The organism is Saccharothrix texasensis (genome assembly GCF_003752005.1).
Classification (GTDB): Bacteria; Actinomycetota; Actinomycetes; order Mycobacteriales; family Pseudonocardiaceae; genus Actinosynnema; species Actinosynnema texasense.
Genome location: NZ_RJKM01000001.1, coordinates 7345506 through 7367579, shown reverse-complemented (window position 1 = coordinate 7367579; position 22074 = coordinate 7345506). Strand labels below are relative to the sequence as shown.

General features: G+C 73.8%; 17 protein-coding genes and 1 pseudogene. 5 read left to right on the top strand and 13 right to left on the bottom strand.

What is annotated here, in order from left to right:
* Nucleotides 1–475: 475 nt before the first annotated feature.
* Nucleotides 476–1432: a zinc-binding dehydrogenase gene (locus EDD40_RS33070; protein ID WP_123746398.1), complete on the top strand. Its 957-nt coding sequence runs from the start codon at nt 476–478 to the stop codon at nt 1430–1432.
* Nucleotides 1433–1491: 59 nt separating this feature from the next.
* Here the strand turns inward: EDD40_RS33070 and EDD40_RS33065 are convergent, their stop codons facing one another.
* The 5 genes from EDD40_RS33065 to EDD40_RS33045 all read right to left on the bottom strand — a co-directional run bounded on the left by EDD40_RS33065 (nt 1492) and on the right by EDD40_RS33045 (nt 6540).
* On the bottom strand, nt 1492–2193 hold the full coding sequence (locus tag EDD40_RS33065) for an anti-sigma factor family protein (RefSeq protein WP_123746397.1): 702 nt from the start codon (nt 2191–2193) through the stop codon (nt 1492–1494).
* Complete coding sequence (locus EDD40_RS33060; protein ID WP_123746396.1) at nt 2190–2744, bottom strand: sigma-70 family RNA polymerase sigma factor; 555 nt, start codon at nt 2742–2744, stop codon at nt 2190–2192. The genes EDD40_RS33065 and EDD40_RS33060 overlap by 4 nt, the downstream gene beginning before the upstream one ends.
* A gap of 80 nt (nt 2745–2824) precedes the next feature.
* Complete coding sequence (locus EDD40_RS33055) at nt 2825–3733, bottom strand: DUF1996 domain-containing protein (protein ID WP_211348280.1); 909 nt, start codon at nt 3731–3733, stop codon at nt 2825–2827.
* Nucleotides 3734–3800: 67 nt separating this feature from the next.
* Nucleotides 3801–4247 carry a hypothetical protein gene (locus EDD40_RS33050; RefSeq protein ID WP_123746395.1) on the bottom strand — a complete coding sequence of 149 codons (447 nt, stop codon included), beginning with the start codon at nt 4245–4247 and terminating at the stop codon, nt 3801–3803.
* Between the two features lie 223 nt (nt 4248–4470).
* The gene (locus EDD40_RS33045) at nt 4471–6540 is read right to left on the bottom strand and encodes a PQQ-dependent sugar dehydrogenase (RefSeq protein ID WP_123746394.1); all 2070 of its coding nucleotides are present in this window, start codon (nt 6538–6540) and stop codon (nt 4471–4473) included.
* 287 nt (nt 6541–6827) lie between these two features.
* Here EDD40_RS33045 and EDD40_RS43845 point away from each other — a divergent pair.
* Nucleotides 6828–7502: pseudogene (locus EDD40_RS43845) on the top strand (ABC transporter permease); the annotation flags it as partial.
* Between the two features lie 57 nt (nt 7503–7559).
* Here EDD40_RS43845 and EDD40_RS33035 read toward each other — a convergent pair.
* The gene (locus tag EDD40_RS33035) at nt 7560–8021 is read right to left on the bottom strand and encodes a DoxX family protein (protein WP_246038372.1); all 462 of its coding nucleotides are present in this window, start codon (nt 8019–8021) and stop codon (nt 7560–7562) included.
* A gap of 51 nt (nt 8022–8072) precedes the next feature.
* Between EDD40_RS33035 and EDD40_RS33030 the strand changes: the two genes are divergently transcribed.
* The gene (locus tag EDD40_RS33030) at nt 8073–8969 is read left to right on the top strand and encodes an RNA polymerase sigma-70 factor (RefSeq protein ID WP_123748464.1); all 897 of its coding nucleotides are present in this window, start codon (nt 8073–8075) and stop codon (nt 8967–8969) included.
* Between the two features lie 3 nt (nt 8970–8972).
* Here the strand turns inward: EDD40_RS33030 and EDD40_RS33025 are convergent, their stop codons facing one another.
* The 5 genes from EDD40_RS33025 to EDD40_RS33005 all read right to left on the bottom strand — a co-directional run bounded on the left by EDD40_RS33025 (nt 8973) and on the right by EDD40_RS33005 (nt 17818).
* The gene (locus EDD40_RS33025; protein WP_246037993.1) at nt 8973–10352 is read right to left on the bottom strand and encodes an alpha/beta hydrolase family protein; all 1380 of its coding nucleotides are present in this window, start codon (nt 10350–10352) and stop codon (nt 8973–8975) included.
* 122 nt (nt 10353–10474) lie between these two features.
* Entirely contained in the window at nt 10475–11044 is a 570-nt protein-coding gene (locus EDD40_RS33020; RefSeq protein ID WP_123746393.1) for an ArsR/SmtB family transcription factor, read from the bottom strand.
* A 41-nt stretch (nt 11045–11085) separates the two neighbouring features.
* Nucleotides 11086–12831 carry an AMP-dependent synthetase/ligase gene (locus EDD40_RS33015; protein WP_123746392.1) on the bottom strand — a complete coding sequence of 582 codons (1746 nt, stop codon included), beginning with the start codon at nt 12829–12831 and terminating at the stop codon, nt 11086–11088.
* An 11-nt stretch (nt 12832–12842) separates the two neighbouring features.
* Entirely contained in the window at nt 12843–14963 is a 2121-nt protein-coding gene (locus EDD40_RS33010) for a molybdopterin oxidoreductase family protein (protein WP_123746391.1), read from the bottom strand.
* Between the two features lie 80 nt (nt 14964–15043).
* Nucleotides 15044–17818 carry an ATP-binding protein gene (locus EDD40_RS33005; RefSeq protein ID WP_170185276.1) on the bottom strand — a complete coding sequence of 925 codons (2775 nt, stop codon included), beginning with the start codon at nt 17816–17818 and terminating at the stop codon, nt 15044–15046.
* 117 nt (nt 17819–17935) lie between these two features.
* Here EDD40_RS33005 and EDD40_RS33000 point away from each other — a divergent pair, with 117 nt between their 5' ends.
* The gene (locus EDD40_RS33000; protein ID WP_123748462.1) at nt 17936–19129 is read left to right on the top strand and encodes a serine hydrolase domain-containing protein; all 1194 of its coding nucleotides are present in this window, start codon (nt 17936–17938) and stop codon (nt 19127–19129) included.
* Here the strand turns inward: EDD40_RS33000 and EDD40_RS42045 are convergent.
* Nucleotides 19126–19758 carry a TetR/AcrR family transcriptional regulator gene (locus EDD40_RS42045; protein WP_170185275.1) on the bottom strand — a complete coding sequence of 211 codons (633 nt, stop codon included), beginning with the start codon at nt 19756–19758 and terminating at the stop codon, nt 19126–19128. The genes EDD40_RS33000 and EDD40_RS42045 overlap by 4 nt on opposite strands.
* Nucleotides 19759–19872: 114 nt before the next feature.
* On the opposite strand from EDD40_RS42045, the gene EDD40_RS32990 reads away from it, so the two are divergent.
* Nucleotides 19873–20856, top strand: a complete 984-nt coding sequence (locus EDD40_RS32990; RefSeq protein ID WP_123746389.1) for a PHP domain-containing protein — start codon at nt 19873–19875, stop codon at nt 20854–20856.
* 10 nt (nt 20857–20866) lie between these two features.
* Here EDD40_RS32990 and EDD40_RS32985 read toward each other — a convergent pair whose 3' ends face one another.
* Nucleotides 20867–21871, bottom strand: a complete 1005-nt coding sequence (locus EDD40_RS32985; protein WP_123746388.1) for a radical SAM protein — start codon at nt 21869–21871, stop codon at nt 20867–20869.
* Between the last annotated feature and the right edge of the window lie 203 nt (nt 21872–22074).

The window sequence follows — 22074 nt, the reverse complement described above, 5'->3', positions numbered from 1 at the left end:
GGGGACGGGCGCACGAACCCGTCCCCCCTTTCCCGACAGGAGTCACGCACCCCGCCGTGCCGGGGTTTATCCGCCCCGACCCACCCCATGAAGGTCGGGCCGCCGTGGCCACGCCGAATGCGCGCCGATCATTGCGGCCAATAGGCCGATACGATTTCCGAATAATCACGCACCGTATCGTCGGATTCGACGTACGGGCAGGTCAGGAGCGCTGGCCCCGGTCACCGGACGTACACGTCGCGGAGCCGTTCCACTCGGTCTCCCTGCTGTTCACGAAGGTCCCCTTTGTGGTTCGTCGAACACCACCGCGGTGTCGGTACGACTATCTCCGAACAGACGTCTCTCGTCAAAGCAATTACGACGTTCGCTAATTGGCCGAACCTCCCTTCCGGCCCGGCCGCGCCATGATCGCTTGACCTCGACTTAACTCGAGCTCCTAGCGTGGCGGGCAGGACTTCCGGAGGGGGATCACGAGATGCACGCCATCGTTCAGCACGAGTTCGGTCCGGCCGAGAACCTGCGCTACGAGCGGGCCCAGGACCCGGAGCCGGGCGCCGGGCAGGTGCGGATCGCGGTGTCCGCGGCCGGGGTGCACCTGCTCGACACGTCGATCCGCCGCGGCGAGCACGGCGGGCCGTTCCCGTTGCCCTCGCTGCCGATGACGCCGGGTCGGGAGGTCGCGGGGGTCGTCACCGCGCTGGGTGGCGGGGTCGAGCCGCACTGGCTGGGCAAGCGGGTCGTCGCCCACCTCGGGCAGGCGAGCGGCGGGTACGCGGAGCAGGCCGTGGCGAACGCCGCTTCGCTGCACGAGCTGCCCGACCACGTGTCCGACGACGCGGCCGTGGCCATGATCGGCACCGGCCGCACCGCCGTCGGCGTGCTGCGCGTCGCCGAGCTCACGCCCGACGACGTGGTCCTCGTGACCGCGGCCGCCGGCGGGCTGGGCTCGTTGTTCGTGCAGGAGGCCAAGGCGATCGGCGCCGAGGTGGTCGGCGTGGCGAGCACCGCCAAGCTGGACCTGGTCCGCCGACTCGGCGCGGACGTGGTGGCCGACTACACCCGGCCGGGCTGGGACGAGGGCATCGGCCGGGTCACCGCCGTGCTCGACGGCGTCGGCGGCGAAGCGGGCCGCAGGTCCCTCGAACTGCTCGGCGTCGGCGGCCGGATCCTGCTGTTCGGCTGGTCCGCGGGCGAGCCCACCGCGATCGACACGTCCGACCTCTACCGCCTCGGCATCACCGCGTCGGTCGTCGTCGGGCCGCGGATGATGAAGGGCACGAGCCTGCGCGGGCTCGAGGAGCTGTCGATGCGCGCGCTGACCGAGGGCCGCCTCATCCCGTTGACGACGACGTTCCCGCTCAGCGAGGCCGCCGAGGCGCACACCGCGCTGGAGAGCCGCGCCACCGTGGGCAAGGTCGTGCTCAAACCCTGACCCAGCCCCACGGCAGGGCCCCGTGCGCGACCCGCGCACGGGGCCCTGCCGACCCCTCGCTACACCGGCACCACGACGATCCGCTCGTCGTCGAAGTTGCGCACCTCGATCGCCGCGACGTCCTCCGGCGCGATGAGGGCCGAGCCGTCGAGGTTGGTGCCGTCCTTCTCACCGGCCGCCGAGACGAGCCAGCTGCCCGCCTCCGCCCGCCGGCCGTCCTTCGCCACGACGAACAGCCTGCACTTCTCGTCCCGCTCGACGCCGGCGACGGACGCGTTCACCCGCACCCACCCCGCGGCCGGCCTGACCTGCACGGTCATCCGCGCGCCGGTGTCCGGGTCGGTGGCCGACCCGACCTTGGTGCCGGCGGGCGGCGCGGGCACGGTCGTCGTCTGCTGGACGGCGCCCACGTCGGGCGCGGTGCTCCGGCCGACGGCGAAACCACCGCCGAGCACGACCGCGGCGACGGCCGCCGCGACCAGGCCCAGACCGACCCGGCGGCGGCGCAGCCGATCGCCGCGCTCGGACCGCACCTGCCGCAGCGCGCGGCGCAACAGCAGGTCGCCGCCCTCGGGCGGGCCGTCGAGCAACGCCTCGGGCGGCACGTCGCCCATGGCCTCCTCCACCGCCCGCAGCTCGGCCAGCTCGGCGGCGCACCCCGGGCAGGACGCCACGTGGTCCTCCACGGCACGCGCCTCCCGCTCGTCGAGCGCGCCCAGCACGTATGCGCCGAGCAGTTGCGGATCGTGGTCCGCGGTCATCCGGCCACCCCCTTCAGCGCGACCTGCTGCCCGACGAACGTCTCTCTCAACGCCCGCAGCGCGTAGTGGGATCTCGACTTCACCGTGCCCGGCGGCACCCCTAACGCCTCGGCCGCCTCCGTCACGCTCCGGCCGCGGAAGTAGATCTCCATGAGCACGTCGCGGTGATCCGGCGACAGCCGGTCCAGGGCTGCGAGCACCACCATCGAGTCCACCACCGAGTCCGCGTGGTCGTGCTGCACCGGCGGGACCGACGCCGGCGTCTCGGCCACCTCCCGCGGCCGGGCCGCCTTCGCCCTGAAGCGGTCCGTGACGATGTTGCGCGCCACCGTGAGCAGCCAACCCCGGACCGAGCCCTTGCCGTTCACCAGGGCGTCCGGGTGCCGCCAAGCGCGCACGAGGGTTTCCTGGACGACGTCCTCGGCCGCCGCCCGATCGCCGGTCAACCGCGTCGCGTACGCGAGCAGCGCCCGACCGTGCTCCTCGTAGAGGGATCGGATCAGTGCCTCGTCGGCCGCGGCCTCCCGTTTCCGGGACCACAGAGCCGCCATCCACCCACTCCTCTCGTCAACTCCCGCCCCCGACACGCACGGCGGGCGGGTTCGGTTCACCGCGGGCGGGGAGGAGTCCGTCAGGAACAGGTCTCGCCGGTGTTGAGGCAGGTCGCGACGCGCTCCATCAGCCCGGCCGGCATGGCGTTGACGAACATCGCGTGGTCGGTGCGCGGGTCGCGCCCCTGCTCGGGGAAGCTGTCGACGGCGAACGGCCGCCCGGCCGGCACGGCGTAGGCGACCCGCACGCGCAGCTTCGGCACCGGGAAGGTGCCCGGCCGGCACACCCCGTTCGAGCCGGGGAACTCGGCGTGCGCCCGGTGGCTCGGGCTGTCGGTGTTGCGGCCGTCCCAGCAGCTCGGGAAGTCGAACGTGCGCAGCACCTCCCGGCCCGGCGGGCACTGCGGGTAGCGGTCGGTGTGCCGGTCCTCGAACCCGGCGCAGCTCCACCGGGCCCGGCCGCGGCCGCTGGTCAGCGCCGCCGGGTCACCGGTGATCATGCGCAGGAACCCCGGCATCGGCACGACCTGGCTGACCGGGCTGCCGGTGAACGTGATCTCCACCCTGGCCGGTGGCAGCACCTCGCCGGTGTTGCCGTGCGGGCCGCCGCCGGGCGCGTGCGCGTCGTGCCCGGTCCGGTCGGTCAGCCGCAGCACCGGCCAGTAGTAGGTGGACCGGTCCTGCGCCGGGCAGGTGGTCGCGGCGGCGGCGAGCGAGTCGTCGGTGGAGCCCGCGTGCGTGCTCAGGTTGCCGACGTACTCGTGGGTGTGGTGCGCCCCGGCCGGCTGACCCGGCGCGATGACCATGTTGTCGGCGTTGAGGTGGCGCGGTTCGTTGCGCCCGCAGTCGACGCGGAACGTGCCGGTCGACGCGTCCGGGGTGGTGGCGACGGACTCGACCGCCACCGGCACCTCGTCGATGGCCGCGGTGCGGCCGTCGGCGCAGCCCGTCGCCAGCACGAGCACCAGCAGCAGGGGCGACCACCTCACGTCCGACAGCTTATTCGGACAGCGCCGGGTGAACGCCCGCCGACCGCCCGGGCGGTCGGCGGGCCGGCTACTCGGAGGTGACCAGGACGCGACCGTCCTCCGTGACCACGTCGACGGTGGCGAGGTCGTCCGGGTCCACCACGGCGGCGCCCGCCAGGGCGGTGTCGCCGAGCCGGGAGGCGACCCAGCCGCCCGCCGTGTAACGCCGGCCGCGCACGTCGGTGACCACGAGCCGGCACCGCTCCCCCGCGGCGACGCCGTCCACCACCGCGCGCAGCCGCACCCAGCCGTCGGCGGGCGTCACCGTCGTGGTGATCCGCACGCCGTCGGCCGTGGTGGCGACCAGCACCCGTTCCCCGGGCACGCTGCGCCGGCCGAGGTGGACGCCCCCGGCCAGCACCGCGACGGCGAGCGCGGCGCACACCGCCGCGACCGCGACGCCGCGACGCCTGCGGTCGCGCGCCTTCTCGGCGCGGACCTGGCGCAACGCGCGTTCGAGGATCGGATCGGGCATCTCTCCTCGTTCAGCTCGTGCTCGGACGTGTCCCGAGCGGGGACGGGTTGCGGCGGGGCGGGCTGGCGGGGCGGGTGCGGCGGCGGGTGGTGTTCATCGGCGGGTGCCTTCCTCTGCTGACGGCTGGCGCACCCCTCACACGCACCCGCGGCGCGTTCGGTTCAACCGTTCGCGGATCGGCTCCGACACCCGCCTCGCGAGCGTTCGCCTCGACCGCGGCCGATCAGTTCAGCTGCACCCTCAGGATCCGGGAGTTCGAGTTGTTCGGCGTGCTGTCCCGGTCGTCGCTGGTGGTCAGCCACAGGCTGCCGTCCGGCGCGGGCTCGACCGTGCGCAGCCGGCCGTACGTGCCCTGGAAGTGGGTCGTCTCCGAGCCGACCGAGGTGCCGCTGATGACCAGCCGGTAGAGCCTGCTGCCGCGCAGCGTGGCGACGTACAGGGCGTTGTTGACGATGGTGATGCCGCTGGGCGAGGCGTTGGCCGTGCTCCACGTCCGCTTCGGCGCGATGTACCCGGCGCAGCTGCCGGACGTGCCCTCGCACGAGGGCCAGCCGTAGTTGCCGCCGCGCTCGGACAGGTTCAGCTCGTCCATGATCGTGTTGCCCAGCTCGGCCTGCCACAGCCTGCCCTGGCCGTCGAACGCCAGGCCCTGCACGTTGCGGTGCCCGTAGGTCCACACGTACCGGGCGTTGCCGCCGTTGCCGTAGAACGGGTTGTCGGTCGGCGCGGAGCCGTCGGCGTTGAGCCGCAACACCTTGCCGCCCAGGTTCGACAGGTCCTGTGCCCAGTTCCCGTTCTGGCCGTCGCCGGTGCCCGCGTACAGCTTGCCGTCCGGGCCGAACCGCAGCCGGCCGCCGTTGTGGTAGCGGTTGCGGGGGATGCCGGTGAGCAGCACCTGCAACGACGACTGCACCAGCGCGTTGTTCTGCACCTTCATCCGCACGATCCGGTTGTCGTTCGCGGCCGTGTGGTAGATGTACAGGTAGTTGTCGGTCGCGAAGGTCGGCGACACCTCGATGCCCAGCAGCCCGCCTTCGCCGCTCGTCGTGACGACGTTCGGCACCGTGCCCAGGGTCGTCTTCACCCCGGACGGCGACAGCTTGACGATGTCGAACGCGTCGCGCCGGGAGTAGACGCCCGACCCGTCGGGCAGGAAGTCCAGGCCCCACGGCACGTCGTTGTCCGTGGCGAGCTGCGTCACCGCGCCGACCTGGTCGCCGCCGGAGGACGTGGTGGCGGTGATCGCGCCGCTCCAGTCGGACACGTTGCCGACCGCGTCGTAGGCCCGCACGTTCATCAGGTACGAGGTGTTCGGGCGGCGTCCGCCGATGGTGGCCGACGTGCCCGTGGTCTCGCCCACCGGCGCGCCGCCGGAGAGGACCTCGTAGCGGGTCACGCCGATGTTGTCGGTGGCCGGGTTCCACGCCAGTGACACGGAGTTCGCCGTGACGCCGGTGACGCGCAACCCGGTCGGCGTGGTCGGCCGCTCGGTGTCGGCCTGCGCGGGCGGGGTGGTCACCGCGAGGTTGTCGCCCGCCTGGGAGATGTTGCCGGCGGCGTCCTTGGCGTTGACGTAGTAGACGTAGGAGCCGTTGGGGCTCAGACCGGTGACCGTGGTCGACGTGCCGGTGACGGACTTGACGAACTGGCCTCGCTGGTAGACCTCGTAGGACGTCACGCCGACGTCGTCGGTCGCCGGGTCCCAGGCCAGGTCGACCGAGGTGGGCGTGACGTTGGCCGAGCGCAGGTTCGTGGGCGGCGACGGCGGCGCGGTGTCGACCCGCCCGGTCTCGCCGAACACCTGGAACTCCTGCAACGAGTAGCTGTTGTAGGGCGCGGTGCGGCAGCGCGTGGTGCCGTGCATGCGCACGTAGCGGCCGTTCCCGGCCACCACCAGGTCCTCCACGCCGCCGGCGCCGTTCGCGGTGGCGAAGACGCTGGTCCACGTGCTCGCGTCGGACGACGTCTCGATCCGGTAGGCGCGGGCGCACGAGAGGTCCCACTGGAGCCGGACCCTCGTGATCGTCGCCGCGGCCCCGAGGTCGACCTGGAACCACGACGGGTCGAGACCGCCCTGGCTGGCCCAGCGGGTGGCCGGGTTGCCGTCCACCGCCAGCGCGGGCGCGAGACCCGAACCTCCCGATGTGGACGCGGTGGCCGGTTTTCCTTGGGACAGCAGGACGGGAGCCGCGCTCGCGGGCGCGGCGGACACCAGGGCGGACGCCACCACGGCGAGCGCGGTGGCGAGCGCGCCGAGCGAGGTCGGCCAGGCGCTCCTGGTACGGGGTGCCACAGATGCCTCCACAGTCGTTGACGACTCCCCCGCCAGGCAGGGGATTGGTGCGGCGGTGGGGTGGCGGCGGGACGAGGCGGCGGGCGACGAGGACGGGCCGGCGGGCGATCAGGGTCTGCGTCCGCGGAACTTGCGCAACTGTCGACCCCCGAGCCGGTCGCGTGTGGTCGTCGTCGGTGTCACCCCAAACGGTAAGGGCTTTCCCGAACAGCGTCCAGTGGTGGTCGTCCAGTGGTCCTCTCAGGTGGTGAAGGGGAGCGAATGCGCCCGATGTCGCGGCTCCGCCTGTGCTCGTGAACTCGTTCAGCGTGCGGTGGTTCGGCACGTGGTGGCCGGCCGGGTTCACCACGGCCTGGTACGCCGAGGCGTGGCGCGAGTACGGCCTGTTCGACGTGCTCGTGGTGACGGCGCAGGTGTCGGTGGCCGTGGTCTCGGTGCTGATCGGCGTGCCCGCCGCGTACGCGCCGGCCCGGCGGGACTTCCCCGGCGAGAAGCTGCTGGGCCTGCTGTTCCTGCTGCCGATCCTGATGCCGCCGATGACGTACGGCATCCCGCTGGCGACCGTGCTCTACAAGTTCCACCTGGCCGGGAGCGCGACCGGTGTGGTCGTGGCGAACCTGGTGCCGTCCGTGCCGTTCGTGGTGCTGACCATGACGCCGTTCATCGAGCAGATCGACACCAGGCTGGAGGCCGCCGCCCGCATGTGCGGCGCGCGCACGTCCGCGGTGTTCCTGCGGGTCCTGGCGCCGTTGCTGCTGCCGGGCATCCTGGCCGCGTCGATCCTGGTGCTGGTGCGGACCGTGGGCATGTTCGAGCTGACGTTCCCCACCGCCGGCCCGGACAGCCAGACGCTGGTGGTGTCGCTGTTCTACTCGGTGTCCGCCGCAGGCATCCGGGCGCAGCAGGCGGTGGACGCGATGGCCGTCGTCTACACCGCGTCCATGCTCGTCCTCCTGGTGATCGCCCTGCGGTTCGTCAACCCGACCCAGCTGGTGACCCGGGTGAAGGACCCCGCCCAGTCAGCCGGTGAAGGGCACGGCGACGAGGCGGCCCCACACCACGAAGACCAGCAGGGCCAGGTAGACCAGGTCCACCACGGCCAGCTTGGACTCCCGGCGTCGGACGCGGACTGCCGTCGCGCCCACCATGACGACCACCAGGCCGGTGGCGGCCACCGGCACCAGCGCCGGCGCGATGCCCAGCACCGCGGGCAGGACCAGGCCCACCGCGCCCAGCACCTCCAGCGCGCCGATCGCCTTGATGGCGCCCGCGCTCCAGTCCTCGGTCCACGCCGCGCTGGGACCGGCGGCGGCTATCTTCTGCTTGGGCAGGACGAGCTTGCCGGCGCCGCCGAAGAAGTAGGCGGCGGCGAGCACGCCCGTGATGATCCACAGTGCGAGGTCCACGGTGTCCCTCCTGGTCGAGTGGCTTGTCGACCACGAGACGCCGGCGTGCCGAGCCCTGTGACAGGCCGGTCCCATGACGCGCGTCACACGGCGTCGGGCAGGCGACGCGGAGACGGGAGCGACCCGATGGGCGGCACGGCGCGGACGCGTCCCGCGACCGAGGCGTTCGTCGCCCACCGCAACCTGCTGTTCACCGTGGCCTACCAGGTGCTCGGCTCGGCCGCCGACGCCGAGGACGTCGTGCAGGAGACCTGGCTGCGGTGGACGGGCGTCGACCTCGGCACCGTGCGCGACCAGCGGGCGTACCTGGTCCGGATCGTCACCCGCCAGGCGCTCACCCGGCTGCGCTCGCTCGCCAGGCGCAAGGAGTCCTACGTCGGCCCCTGGCTGCCCGAGCCGCTGCTGACCGCACCGGACGTGGCCGAGGACGTCGAGCTGGCCGACAGCGTCTCGATGGCGGTGCTGCTGGTGCTGGAGACGCTCGCGCCGACCGAGCGGGCCGTGTTCGTGCTGCGCGACGTGTTCGCCGTCGGCTACGACGAGATCGCCGAGGCCGTCGACAAGACCCCGGCCGCGGTGCGCCAGATCGCGCACCGGGCCAGGGCCCACGTCGCCGACCGCCGGCCGCGCGGCGCCACGTCGCCGGACGAGACGCGGGCCGCGCTCTCGGCCTTCCGGCGGGCGGTCGAGACCGGCGACCTCCAAGGGCTGCTCGACGTGCTCGCGCCGGACGTGGTCGTCCTCAGCGACGCCGGCGGGTTCAAGCAGGCCGCGCGCAAGCCCGTCGTCGGCGCCGACAAGGTGGCCCGCTTCCTGGCCGCCCGCTGGGACGTCGTCGGCGCCCGGACCACGGTCGAACCCGTGCAGGTCAACGGCGGCCCGGCGCTGGTGCTGCGGCTCGACGGCGAGCTGGACGGCGTGGTGGCGGCACGGCTCGAGGGCGGTCTCGTCACCGGGCTGTACTTCGTGCGCAACCCGGAGAAGCTGTCGCACGTGACGCGGGAGACCGCCCTGAGCCGGTGACGGTCACGGCAGCAGCAGACCCCAGTGCACGGCCCAGGGCACGAACAGCACGCCACCGGCCACCAGCAGGCCCAGCCGCACCCGGCGCCCCGCCGCGAGGTCGGTCCTGACCTGCCACGCCCGCACCGCCGTGACGACCGCCGCCACCACCACCGCCACCGCCAAGGCCTGGAGCGCGAGCCACGGCAGCGGCCGGCCGAGCACCACCGCGCCGAGGCTCTTCGCCCCGTCGGACGCGAGGTGGCCGAGGTAGCCGACCAGGCCGAGGACGCTCAGCAGGCCGGTCGTGGCGAGCAGGCGCGCCGGTCGGCGCACGGGCGGCGCGCTCCGGTGCCGCCGGACCGCCGCGCTCAGCCCGTACCCGGCGAACGCCACCAGCAGCAGCGCGACCGCGACGAGCTGCACCGCCGGCGACCCGGGCTCGACCGGCGTGCTCTGCCGCTCCTGCCGGGACGGCGGGCCGACGTCGACGGCGCGCGGTCCGGTGGCGGTCACCCAGGCGGCGACCTGCGCCAGGTAGTCCGGGGAGATCTCGTCGCCGCGCTGGAACCCGTCCGGTGACCGGCGCATCGTGTGGTCGGCGCCGGGCACCGTCCGCAGCGTGTGCTCGCGGTTGCCGGCCCGGTCGAGCGATTCCTGGAACACGCGCAGGCTCTCCGCGCCGGGGATCACCCGGTCGAGGTCACCCCACAGGCCGAGCACCGGTTGGGTGAGCCGGGCCAGCACCGGCGCCGGGTCGTAGCCGGACTCGGGGAACAGGCCCGCGCCGACGAGCAGGCCGAGCGTCGTGCGGGTGACCGTGTCGACCAGGGAGCCGGACACGCCGGCGGCGGCGAGCCGGTTCGCGAGGTTCCAGGACTGCTGCCGCTCGGGCGCCACGCCGGGTGCGCCGACCGTGACCACGAAGGCGACGTCGGGCGAGCCGGCCGCGGCCAGCGGCGCCACCCAGCCGCCCTCGCTGACGCCCCACAGGCCGGTCCGGGCCGGGTCGACGCCGGGGTGGGTCGTCAGCGCGCGCAGCGCGGCCAGCGCGTCGCCGGCCAGCAGCTCGAAGTCGACGTCGGACTTGGACCGCTTCGGCCGCTTGTCGTAGATCAACGTGACGATGCCGGACCGGGCGAACGCCTCCGCCTCCTGGCGGTAGCCGTCGCGCGAGGTCCGCCCGGAGCCGTGGACCATCACCATGGCCGGGTGCCGGCCGGCCGTGTCCGGGGCGATCACGGTGCCGTGCAGCGCCAGGTCGCCGCTGGTGAAGGTGACGTCCCGCTCGACCAGCCCGGCCGGGTCCGCGTGCGCGGGCGGCGCGAGGACCAGTCCGACGGCCAGTGCCGCGAGCAGCCGGACGAGGGCGCGACGAAGTCGCGAGTTGCGTTCGGGGAGCACGGGTGCTCTCCTTCCCGAGGAGGTTCGCACGTACGAGGAACACGCCGGATTCGGCGTGGTGCTGCGGCTTCCGCCCGCCCGGGTCGTCGAGTGCCAGCTCGACGGCCCGGGTTCCCCTCCGGTCAGGGGCGGTCCGCGGGGCCGGGGACGGGGAACGCGAAGAAGCGCACGGCGACGTGCCGTGCGCCCGCGGGTGTCTCGTCCACCGGTCGTTGGTAGCGCTTGAGCAGCGCCATGTACTCGTCGAAGAACTCGTGCAGCTCGGGCAGCGTCACCCGCACCGAACCGCGCGAGTACGGCAGCGCGTCCGACCACTCGCCCAGCTCCGACCGCTTGGCCAGGAACTCGGCGAACAGCTCCTCGTCGGCGGCCAGCTTGAGCTGCCGGAGCTGGTCGACGAGGGTCCGCACTTCCGGGTCCTCCGGCGCACGGGGCCCGCGCAGGTCCTGCACGGGCGCCCGCCACCACCGTTCACGGCCGCGTGCGCGCTCGGGCACTTCCTCCACGAACGCGTGCTTCGCCAACATCCGGAGGTGGTAGCTGGTGGCGCCGCTGCTCTCGCCCAGCGCCTTGCCGAGGGTGCTGGCCGTCGCCGGACCGTGCTGCCCGAGGTGGCGCAGGATGCGTTGGCGCAGCGGGTGCGCGAGCGTGCGCAGCTCTTCGACGTCGGAGATCTCGCGCGGTGCCACCATGGTGCAAAGCTATCGTTGCAAAGCCCTCTTTGCAACTCTGGTCAGCGGTACAGCCCGTCGTAGAGGGCGGCGTGGGTGGAGTGCACGACCTTCCGCTTGACCTTCAACGTCGGGGTCAGCTCCCCGTCGTCCTGGCTCAGGTCGCGGTCCAGGACGGTGAAGCGCTTGATCTGCGAGACGGGGGCGAAGTGGGAGTTCGCCTCGTCCACCACCTCCTGCACCAGAGCCCGCACCTCGGGCGTGCGGGCCAGGGCGGGCAGGTCGGTCGGCAGGCCCCGAGCCTTCGCCCACGGCACGATCTCGTCCCCGTCCAGGGTGATCAACGCGACCAGGTACGGCTTGAGGTCGCCGTACACCACGGCGTGCGAGATCCAGCGCGACTGGCGGAGCTGGTTCTCGACGTTCGCGGGCGCGATGTTCTTGCCGCCGGCGGTGATGATGATGTCCTTCTTGCGGCCCGTGATCGTCACGAAGCCGTCGTCGTCGACCTCGCCCAGGTCGCCCGTGTGCAGCCAGCCGTCGGTCAGCACCTCGGCGGTCGCGGCGGGGTTGTTCCAGTAGCCCGCGAACACGTGCGGCCCCTGCATCAGCAGCTCGCCGTCCTCGGCCACCTTGAGCTGCAGGCCCGCCATCCCGAACGTGCCGACCGAGCCGAGCTTGTGCCGTGCCACCGTGTTCACCGTGCCGACGCCCGTGGACTCGCTCATGCCGTAGCCCTCCAGCACGGGCACCCCGGCGGCGGTGAAGAACTCCAGCACCTCCACCGAGATGGGCGCCGCGCCGGACAACGCCTGCCGCAGCCGGCCGCCGAAGATCGCCCGGACCTTGGCGAACACCGGATCCACCCGGTCGAACGCGGCCGACAGCTCGGGCGTCAGCGGCCGGCCCGCGGCCTGCGACCTGCGCACCGCCAGGCCCACCTGCACGGCCTGCCGCACCTGCTCCTCCGGCACACCGGCCGTGGCGGCGGTGTAGATCTTCTCGAAGATCCGGGGCACGGACGGCAGGAACGTCGGCCGCACCTGCGCCAGCTCCGCCACCACCTTCGACGTGTCGCCGCCGTAGAACGCGACCGTGTGGCCGGTGTAGAGCGCGCCCAGGTGCACGATCTGCGCGAACACGTGCGCCAGCGGCAGGAACAGGTACGCCACGTCGTCCGGCAGGACGTACGACAGCTCCTCGCTGAGCCGGCACATGGTCAGCCAGTTCCGGTTGGTCAGCACGCAGCCCTTGGGCGGCCCCGTGGTGCCCGAGGTGTAGATGATCACGGTCGGGTCGTCGGGGTCGATCGCGGCCCGGCGGTCGTCCAGCTCGCCCGGCAACGGCGACGTGCGCCCCTGGGACCGCAGCTCGTCCAGCCCGCCGCCCTCGATCACGACCACGTCCCGCAGCGCGGGCACCCGCGAGCGGATCGACTCGACCTTGTCCCGCTGCGCGTCGTCCTCCGCGACCACGAGCACCGCGCCCGAGTCGCCGATGATCCACGCGCACTCCTCCGCCGCGCTCGACGGGTAGATCGGCACCACGATGCCGCCCGCCGCGAGCACCGCCAGCTCCACCGCCGACCACTCGACCCTGGTGTCCGCCAGCACGCACACCCGGTCGCCCGGCTCGACGCCCAGGTGCACCAGCCCGGACGCCAGCTCCATGACCCACTCGGCGACGTCGGTGAACGTCAGGTCGTGCCACTGCCCGTCCCGCGGGTGGCGCCACGCCACCCGGTCGTCGTGCGCCTGGGCGGCCACGAAGGGCAGGTCGGCGATGACGCGCGCCGTGGTCACGGGCATGGCGGTGCTCCTCACTGGGCTGCGGAAGGGGTGACGCGCACGTGGACGCCGTTGAGCACCGCGGTGCCGGACAGCGGGTCCACGGCCAGGTCGTCGGTGAGCAGGTTGACGTTGACGCCGGGGTGGGCGCGCGCGGTGGCCAGTCGCGTGCCGGGCCGGTCGTGACCCCAGCCGTGCGGCAGGCTGACCACCCCGGCGGCCAGGTCGGCGCTGACCTCCACGGTCGCCTCGACCTCGCCGACCCGTGACGTCACCCGCGCCAGGCCGCCGTCCTCGAGCCCCAGCCGCGCGGCGTCGTCCGGGTTGACCACCAGCGTGCACAGCTGCTTGCCCTTCACCAGCGCGGGCACGTTGTGCAGCCACGAGTTGTTCGACCGCAGGTGCCGCCGCCCGACCAGGACCAACCCGTCGACGGGCGCCCGCAACGCCGCCGACACGCGCGGCACGTCGGCCACGATCGGCTCGGGGCACAGCTCGATCCGCCCGGACGGCGTGCGCAGGACCTCCGGGACCCGGCTCGTCAGCGGGCCGAGGTCGACGCCGTGCGGCCGGGCGACGAGGTCGTCCACGGACAGCCCGTACGCCCCGGCCCGCAGCCGCGCGTCCAGCAGGCGTTCCTCGCGGGTGTGCGGCGACCCGCCCGACAGGCCCGCCAGCGCGTCGAGGTCGGCGTCCGCCCCGAGACCGGCCAGGATGCCGGTCAACCGCAGCAGGATCTCGCCCTCGTCCCGCTCGTCCGGGCCGAGCGGCACCGGCGCGGGCGAGTACTTCGCCACGTTGCGCACCGTGAACGACAGGAACGCCAGGTCGTAGTGGGCGCGCCGGCTGGGCGGCGGTGGCGGCAGGATGACGTCGGCGTGCCGCGTCGTCTCGTTGAGGTACGGGTCGACCGACACCATGAAGTCCAAAGTGGACAAGGCCGCGTCCAGCCGGGCCGAGTTCGGCACCGACAGCGCCGGGTTGCCCGCGACCGTGACCAGCGCCCGCACCTGCCCGGCGCCGGGCGTCTCGATCTCGTCGGCCAGCGTGACCACGGGCAGCTCCCCCGCCACCTCGGGCAACCCGCGCACCCGGCTGCGCCACCGGCCCGTGGTGAACCCCTTGCCGGTGCCGGTGCCCCGCTTCATGTGCGCGGGCATCGGGAACATCGCCCCACCGGGTCGGTCGAGGTTCCCGGTCAGGACGTTCAGCACGTCCACCAGCCAGCTGGCCACCGTGCCGAACTCGACCGCCGTCGTGCCGATCCGCCCGTACACCGCCGCCCGGGACGCGGACGCGAGCCGGTGCGTCAACGCCCGGATCTCCTCGGCGCCGATGCCGCAGCGCGACGCCACCGCCTCGGGCGTGAACGGCAGGCTGAGCTCCCGCACCCCCTCCACGCCGGTCACGTGCGGCGCGAGCGCCTTCAGGTCGACCAGCGACGCGGCGAACAGCTCGTTCACCATCGCCAGCAGCAGGAACACGTCCGTGCCGGGCACGATCGGCAGGTGCCGGTCGGCCGCCGCCGCCGTGCGGCTGCGGCGAGGGTCGACCACCACGAACGCCCCGCCGCGCCGGCGCAACGCCTTCAGCCGTCCCGGCGCGTCCGGCACCGTCCAGAGGCTGCCGTTGGAGGAGAACGGGTCCGCGCCCAGCAGCAGCAGGAAGTCCGTCCGGTCGATGTCCGGCACCGGGATCGAGTAGATCCCGCCGAAGAGCAGCCCGGACGACACGTGCTTCGGCATCTGGTCGACGGTGGCGGCGGTGAAGAAGTTGCGCGACCCCAGCGCCTTGCGCAGGCCGCCCGCGTACAGCCCGCCGGCCAGCGAGTGCACCGTGGGGTTGCCCAGGTACATCGCCACCGCGTCCCGGCCGTGCTCGCCGATGATCGCGCTCAGCCGCTCGTCGACCAGGGCGAACGCCTCACCCCACGACACCGGCTCGAACGACCCGCCCCGACGGGCGAGCGGCCCGCTCAGCCGGTCCGGGTCGGCGTCCAACGCGCCCAACGAGGCGCCCTTCGGGCACAGGAACCCGCCGCTGAACCCGTCCTGCCGGTCACCCCGGACAGCCGTGATCCGATCGTCCTCGATCGTCAGCTCCAGCCCGCAGGTCGCCTCGCACAGCGGACATGTCGTGAACGCGGTGCGCATACGCCTCCTCAACCGGACCCGCCACGCCACCCATCCGACCCGCCCGGGTTACCACCGGGTAAGTCCGGCTTCCACAACAACTAAGAACGCCCGTCCAGGACTCTCGCCAGCTCCAGCCGCGACGACACCCGCAGCTTCGCGTAGATCCGCGACAGGTACACCTCGATCGTGCGCGGGCTGTAGTGCAGCGCCGCCGCGATGTCCCGGTTGCGCATCCCCTGCTGCACCAGCCGCGCCACGTTCTCCTCCGCCGCCGTCAGCACCCCCGGCGCACGCCCCCGCGCCCTCGGCACCTTCGCGCCCAGCTCCTTCAGCCGCCCGCCGGCCTGCCGGCGCAACCCGTGCGCACCGACCCGCTGGAACACCGCGTAGGCCTCGAGCAGCTCCTCCACCGCCGACCCGTCCACCTGCCCCAACGCCAGCTGTCCCCGTGCCCTCTCGAACACCAGCCCGCCGACCTCGGCTTCGCGCACCGCCTCGCGCAGCACCGCGCCGTCCCGCTCGACCAGGCCGATCGCCCGCCGCACCGCGGTCCGGCTCCACGGCGCCACCCGGTCGGCCGCCACCACCCGCAGCCTCCCCAGCACCCGCCGCGCCTCGTCCACCCGACCGGCGGCGAGGTCCAGCTCGACCAACCGGCCCAGCAACGCGCAGCTGTACGCCGACATCCCGTCGTCGTCGACCGCCCGCACCAGCACGGTCCGCGCGCCCTCCGCGTCACCCCGCGCCGCCAGGTACCCGGCCATCGCCAGCGCGTGCAGCCGGGACATGTTGGGGCTGCTCGGCGCGGCCAGCGCCGCCAGCCGCGCGGCCACGTCCAGCTCGCCCCGCCAGGTGCGCACCTCCAGCTCGATCGCGCGCAGCCCGTCCAACATCAGCAGCTCCTGCCGCGACTCCAGCTCCGCCGCGGCCCGACCCACCCGCTCCAGGCAGGCGTCCCACGCGCCGCCGAACCAGTCCAGCGCCACCCGCGCCATCTCCAGCTCGCCGCGGAACGCGTGCCCGCCCGCCCGTTCCCGCAGCTCCTCGGCCCGGCGCAGCCGCCACGACGCGTCGTGCACCAGGCCGGCCAGCGCCCCGGTGGACGCGCTCACCGCCAGCGCCTGCAACTCCAGCGCGGGCTGGCCGGCCGCCGAGGCCAACGACCGGTTCGCGTAGTCGACCGTCTTGTCGTGCCGGAACAGCATCGACGTGAGGACCGCCAGCCGGTCGAACACCACCACGCCCTCGGCGGCCGACGTCAACGGCATGGCCTCGATCCGCTCGGCGGCGGCCAGCGCCTCCGCGTGCCGCCCGGTGAACACCAACAACAACGCCCGCTGCGCGTGCATCGCCGCCGGTGCGTCGCCGGCCGCCAGCTCCGCGTCCGCGAGCCGCAGCGCCTCCGCGAACCTGCCCACCAGGAACATGCTGGTCAGCACCACCATCACGCACCGCGACCGGTCCGCGCCGGGCGGCAGCGCCGCCAACGCCGCCAGGCCGGGCCCGATCGCCGCGCCGGGCCGTGACGCGTGCGCCAACGCCCGGCACTGCGAGGCCAGCAACCCGGCCCGTTCCGGGGCGGCCACCGGCAGCAGCTCCAACGCCCGCGCGCACAACGCCGCGGCCGTCTCCGGCGCGGTCGTGCGGTTCGCCGCGGCGGCCTGCGCCATCACCCGCACCGCCCGCAGGTCACCCGGCGGCGCGGACTCGGCCAGGTGCCAGGCCAGCTCCATCTCGTCGACCGCCAGCCCGCGCGCCCGGTCGTCCAGCAGCCGGGCGCTGATCAGGCTGTGCAGGTGGCGGCGCTGCGCGGGCCCGATCTCCTGGTACAGCGCCTCGCCGACCAGCGCGTGCGAGAACCGGTAGCCCCGGTCCTCCTCCCGCACCACGATGTGCGCCCGCAGCAGCCCGTCGAACGCGTCGACCACCGTCTCCTCGGGCAGCGACGACACGCGTGCCAGCAGTCCGATCTGGTCCAGCCGCACCCGCCGGAAGATCGACACGGCGCGGGCGACGGCCCTGGTGTCCCGGTCCAGCGGCGCGACCCGCCGCAGCACCGCCTCGCGCCTGGTCAGCCGGATCGCCGACGGCGACACGGTGAGCCGGGCCCGGTCGCCGTCCACCGCGACCAGGTCCAGCTCGCGCAGCGACCGGGCGATCTCCACCGCGAAGAACGGGTTGCCGTCCGCCCGCTGGTGCACCTCGTGGGCCAGGCCGTCGTCCACCGGCGTGCCCAGCACGGTCGCCACGATCCGGGCCACGTCGCCGCCGCTCAGCGGGGCCAGCCGCACCCGGACCACGTCGGCGTGCCGTTCGAGCCGGTCCAGCAGCTCCTCGACGCCGGGGTTGCGGTGGTGCTCGCGCACCGCCGTGACCAGCGCCAGCGGCGCGGCCGCGACCCGGCGCAGCACCACGGCGAGCAGGGCCAGCGAATCGTCGTCCACCTGGTCGACGTCGTCCAGCACGAGCGCGGCGGGCCGTTCGGCGGTGAGCCCGGTCAGCGCCCGCGCGACCAGCTCGCACGACCGCCCGAACCAGGCCGCGTCCGGCGCCGCCGTCAGGTCCAGCGCCTCCAGCGCCGCGCGCACCCCGCCCGACGCCGGTCCCGCCCCGGCCACCGACCGCAGCGCCGTGGCCACCGCCGCGTACGGGATGCGCCTGCTGACGTCGTCGGACTCGGCGGCGGCGACGGCGCACCCCCGGTCACGCAGCCGGCGGCCCACCTCGGCCAGCAGGCTGGACTTCCCGATCCCGGGCTCGCCCGACACCACGACCGCCACCAACCCCGCCGCGGGCACGCGCCCGACCGCGTCGAACACGGCCGCCAACTCGGCCTCCCGGCCGACGAAGGACCGGCCGACCAAAGACGACAACAGGCGACCTCCCGCCGTCGGAGCGCCCACCACCCTACCGACTGAGGAATCCCTACTCACGTGCGGTCGCTCGCGGTGGTGGCATGGGCGGCACACGGAACCGCACCTGGAGGGTCGATGACGGTCGAGGGGACTTGCGCCGACGGGTTCGCCGAAGTCCGCGCCGAGTTCGAGCGCAACTTCGCCGAGCGCGGCGAGGTCGGCGGTGGCGTGCACGTGACGCTCGACGGCGAGACCGTGGTCGACCTGTGGGGCGGCGACGCGGGTGGGCGGGCGTGGACGGAGGACACGATCACGCACGTGTGGTCCTGCACGAAGGGCGCGACCGCGTTGTGCGCGCACGTGCTGGCGTCACGGGGCGAGCTGGACCTGGACGCGCCCGTCGTGCGCTACTGGCCGGAGTTCGGGCAGAACGGCAAGGCGGACGCGCTGGTGCGGCACCTGCTGGCGCACCAGGCGGGGTTGGCCGCGGTGCGCGAGCCGGTCCCGCCGGGCGGGATGGGCGACTGGGAGCTGATGACCGGCCTGCTGGCGCGGCAGGAGCCGTTCTGGGCGCCCGGCACGCGGCACGGCTACCACGCGTTGACGTTCGGGCACCTGGTCGGCGAGGTGGTCCGGCGGGTGTCCGGTCTGCCGCTGGCCGAGTTCTTCGAGAAGGAGGTGTCCGGTCCGCTGGGGCTGGACTTCTGGCTGGCGCTGCCCGAGGACCTGGAGCCGCTGGTCGCGCCGACCATCCCGGCCGAGCGGGGCGGGGCGCTGCCGAGCGTGTACGCGGCCGCGATGGGCACGCCCGGGTCGATGCAGGCGCTGCTGGTGGGCAACTCCGGCGGGTACGTCGCCGCGTCGGACACCCCGGCGGCGCACGCGGCGCAGTACGGCTCGGTCGGCGGGATGAGCAACGCGCGCGGCCTGGCGCAGATGTACCGGCCGCTCGCGTCGGGCGGCGAGTACAACGGGGTGCGGCTGGTGGACGAGGCCCAGGTCCCGGTCATGTCGGGGGTGGTGTCGGCCGGGTTCGACGAGATGCTGCTCGCGCCGACCCGGTTCTCGCTGGGCTTCGCGAAGGCCGTCGGCAACCTGCACCTGCCCGCCGTGGAGCGCGGCGCGCTGATGTCGGAGGACGCGTTCGGGCACTCCGGGATGGGCGGCTCGCTGGGGTTCGCCGACCCGGGCGCGCGGATGTCGTTCGGGTACGCGATGACTCGGATGGGGCCGGGTGTGGGCGTCAACGCGCGCGGACAGTCCCTTGTGGACGCCGTCTACCGCTCCCTGGGCTACCGGCAGGCGCCGAACGGCGTCTGGTTCTCCTAGGCGCCGAGGCCGTAGACCGAGCGCAGCCAGACGCACGTCAGGGTGTCGACCAGCTCGCGGTCCCGCGCCGCCGACCGGCGGGACCGCGACCGGCTCAGGAAGGCCTGCTCGTTCATCGCCACCAGCACCCCCGCCAGCGACTTGGCGTCCGGGCCCGGCGGCGCGACGCCCGCTTCCCGCTCCAGCTCGATCCGGGACGCGGTCGCCTCGACGAACCGGCGGGCGACACCGGTCCAGAACTCGCGCATCAGCGGGTCGGTGTCGCGCGCCCGCACGGCCGCGCGCAGCACCGGCCCGTGCTTGCGCCACAGCGCGAGGCTCGCGCCCAACGCCCGCCGGATCGAGTCCTCGGGCGGTTCGCTGCCGCGCCGCAGCCACGACGACGCCGCCTCGTAGAGCGCGTCGAGGACGCCGCCCGACAACGCGTGCAGCACCGCTTCGCGCGACGCGAAGTGGAAGTAGAACGTCGACCGCGAGATGCCCGCGCCCGAGGCCAGCTCGTCGACCGCGATGTCGTCCAGGGAACGGGTTTGCAGCAGCCGTTCGGCGGTGTCGAGGATCGCCTGCGAGGTGAGGTCGCCCTTGCTGGGCCTGCGTCGCGACCCGACCGTGCCGGCACGTGGGGACATGGCGGACATCCTCGGTTCCGGGCAGGTGCGCCCGCAAGGTTTTCGCGGGCAACGCCGCCAAGTCGAGAGAAGGTTGACGCGCACCACCGCGCCGGTCGGGGTAGACAATGGGGTGTGGATCCGCTCTGGGCACTGCGACAGGTGGCGTTCCAGCTCGAACGCGCCGGTGAACCCACGTACCGCGTCCGGGCCTTCCGCAAGGCCGCCGAGGTGCTGGCGGCGTTGCCGGACGGCGAGGTGGCGCGCCGGGTCGCGGCGGGCACGCTGACCGACCTGCCCGGCATCGGGAAGGCCACCGCCGGCGTGATCGCGGACGCCGCGGCCGGGCGCGAGCCGACCTACCTGAGCCGGTTCCGCGAGCCGGTGGTGGGCGGGCAGGCGCTGCGGGCGCTGCTGAAGGGCGACTGCCACACGCACTCCGACTGGTCCGACGGCGGCAGCCCGATCCGCGAGATGGCCGAGACCGCGCGCGACCTCGGGCACTCGTGGATGGTGCTGACCGACCACTCCCCCCGGCTCACGGTGGCCAACGGGCTGTCCGCCGACCGGCTCCTGGAGCAGCTGGACGTGGTGGCCGAGCTGAACGCCGAGCTGGCGCCGTTCCGGATCCTGACCGGCATCGAGGTCGACATCCTGGACGACGGCTCGCTCGACCAGCGGCCCGAGCTGCTGGCGCGGCTGGACCTCGTGGTCGCCAGCGCGCACTCGAAGCTGCGGATGGCGGCGCCGGAGATGACGCGGCGGATGGTGGCCGCCGCCGCCAACCCGCACGTCGACGTGCTCGGGCACTGCACGGGACGGCTGGTGGTCGGCAAGGGGCGGCCGGAGTCGACGTTCGACGCGGAGGCGGTGTTCTCGGCGTGCGCCGAGCACGGCACCGCGGTGGAGGTCAACTCGCGGCCGGAGCGCCGCGACCCACCCGGCAGGCTGCTGCGGCTGGCGGTCGAGCTGGGGTGCACGTTCGCGATCGACAGCGACGCGCACGCGCCGGGGCAGCTGGACTGGCTGTCGTTCGGCTGCGAGCGGGCCGAGGAGTGCGGCGTCACCCCCGACCGGGTGATCAACACCCTGGAGGCGGCGGAGCTCCTGGCCCGCTGACCGGCGCCCGCTAACGGCCCGCGGTGGCCGGGCGTTGGGTCCTCGACGCGCGGACCAGGTGGCCGTACCACGGGATCAGCGGCCCGGTCCGGCCGTCGACCAGGCGTTGCCACGTGGCGCGGCACAGGGCGAGGAACGGCCCGGCGTCCCAGTGGCGGGCCAGTTCCGCCAGCGGCCGGCTCTGGACGTTGCCCAGGCCGTAGCGGCGGTCGAAGCCGTAGGCCACCGGCACCGCCGCGCCGTTCGCCTCGATCACCAGCGGGGTGAGCCAGCGGCCCAGGGGTTGCGCGTCGTCCACCGGCACGGCCATGAACGCCTCCGGTTTGCGGGTCAGCATGGTGCGCGGCACCGCGTCCAGCTGGACGGCCACGCCGTGCTCCTCCGCGATGCGACCCAACTCCACCGCCGCGTACGCCAGCTCGACGGCGTCCGGGCGTTCGCCGGTCATCAACCTGTTCGCGGCGCCCTCGGGTTCCAGCGGGTGCACCTGGAGCAGCAGGGCGCCCGACTGGACCGCGGCCAGCGCGACATCACCCAGTTGGGTCGCATTCCCCTGGGTCAACGTGGTGATCACGCCGACCGGGATGCCGGCTTCGGTGAGCCTGCGGATGCCGGCCAGCGCCTTCTCGTAGCACCCCTCCTGGTCGCGGATCCGGTCGTGCGTGGCGCGGTCGCCGTCCAGCGACACGGCCACCAGGTCGACCAGCCCGCGCACCAGGCCGATGCGGCGCTGCGTCAACGCCACCGCGTTCGTGGTCACGGTGGTCCGCATGCCGGCCTCGCGGGCGGCGCGCAGCAGCGCGGGCAGTTCCGGGTAGAGGAACGGCTCACCGCCGGAGACGTTCAGCACGTCGTAGCCCAGCGCGGCCGCGTCCCGCACCACGGTCGACAGCACGGAGATGGGGATGGCCTCGGCGACGTCCGGGCCGGAGCTGGAGTAGCAGTGCAGGCAGCGCAGGTTGCACAGCCTGGTCGGGTGGACCTGCAGGACCGCCCGGCCACTCGTCTGGCCCATTTCCACCCTCCAGGTGCTCGATATCCCTATGGAGGGAGCAAGAGGCGCGGTGATACGTCGATCCGTCAACACTCTTCGCAGTCATTCCCTCCAAAGTGGGAACCTCGTCGTGAGGTGAAACGGCCTGTGACGGCACGGCGACTCTCCATACGGGCGAGGCGGCCGGCGTCACGACGCGGCAGCCCGCGTGCTCACCCACGGGG

Excerpts from the sequence above, each read along its gene's own strand:
- EDD40_RS33015 (WP_123746392.1), bottom strand. The coding sequence starts at position 12,831 with ATGCCCGTGACCACGGCGCGCGTCATCGCCGACCTGCCCTTCGTGGCC.
- EDD40_RS33035 (WP_246038372.1), bottom strand. The coding sequence starts at position 8,021 with ATGGGACCGGCCTGTCACAGGGCTCGGCACGCCGGCGTCTCGTGGTCG.
- EDD40_RS33050 (WP_123746395.1), bottom strand. The coding sequence starts at position 4,247 with ATGCCCGATCCGATCCTCGAACGCGCGTTGCGCCAGGTCCGCGCCGAG.
- EDD40_RS33070 (WP_123746398.1), top strand. The coding sequence starts at position 476 with ATGCACGCCATCGTTCAGCACGAGTTCGGTCCGGCCGAGAACCTGCGC.
- EDD40_RS33065 (WP_123746397.1), bottom strand. The coding sequence starts at position 2,193 with ATGACCGCGGACCACGATCCGCAACTGCTCGGCGCATACGTGCTGGGC.
- EDD40_RS33010 (WP_123746391.1), bottom strand. The coding sequence starts at position 14,963 with ATGCGCACCGCGTTCACGACATGTCCGCTGTGCGAGGCGACCTGCGGG.
- EDD40_RS33020 (WP_123746393.1), bottom strand. The coding sequence starts at position 11,044 with ATGGTGGCACCGCGCGAGATCTCCGACGTCGAAGAGCTGCGCACGCTC.
- EDD40_RS42045 (WP_170185275.1), bottom strand. The coding sequence starts at position 19,758 with ATGTCCCCACGTGCCGGCACGGTCGGGTCGCGACGCAGGCCCAGCAAG.
- EDD40_RS33000 (WP_123748462.1), top strand. The coding sequence starts at position 17,936 with ATGACGGTCGAGGGGACTTGCGCCGACGGGTTCGCCGAAGTCCGCGCC.
- EDD40_RS33030 (WP_123748464.1), top strand. The coding sequence starts at position 8,073 with ATGGGCGGCACGGCGCGGACGCGTCCCGCGACCGAGGCGTTCGTCGCC.
- EDD40_RS33060 (WP_123746396.1), bottom strand. The coding sequence starts at position 2,744 with ATGGCGGCTCTGTGGTCCCGGAAACGGGAGGCCGCGGCCGACGAGGCA.
- EDD40_RS32985 (WP_123746388.1), bottom strand. The coding sequence starts at position 21,871 with ATGGGCCAGACGAGTGGCCGGGCGGTCCTGCAGGTCCACCCGACCAGG.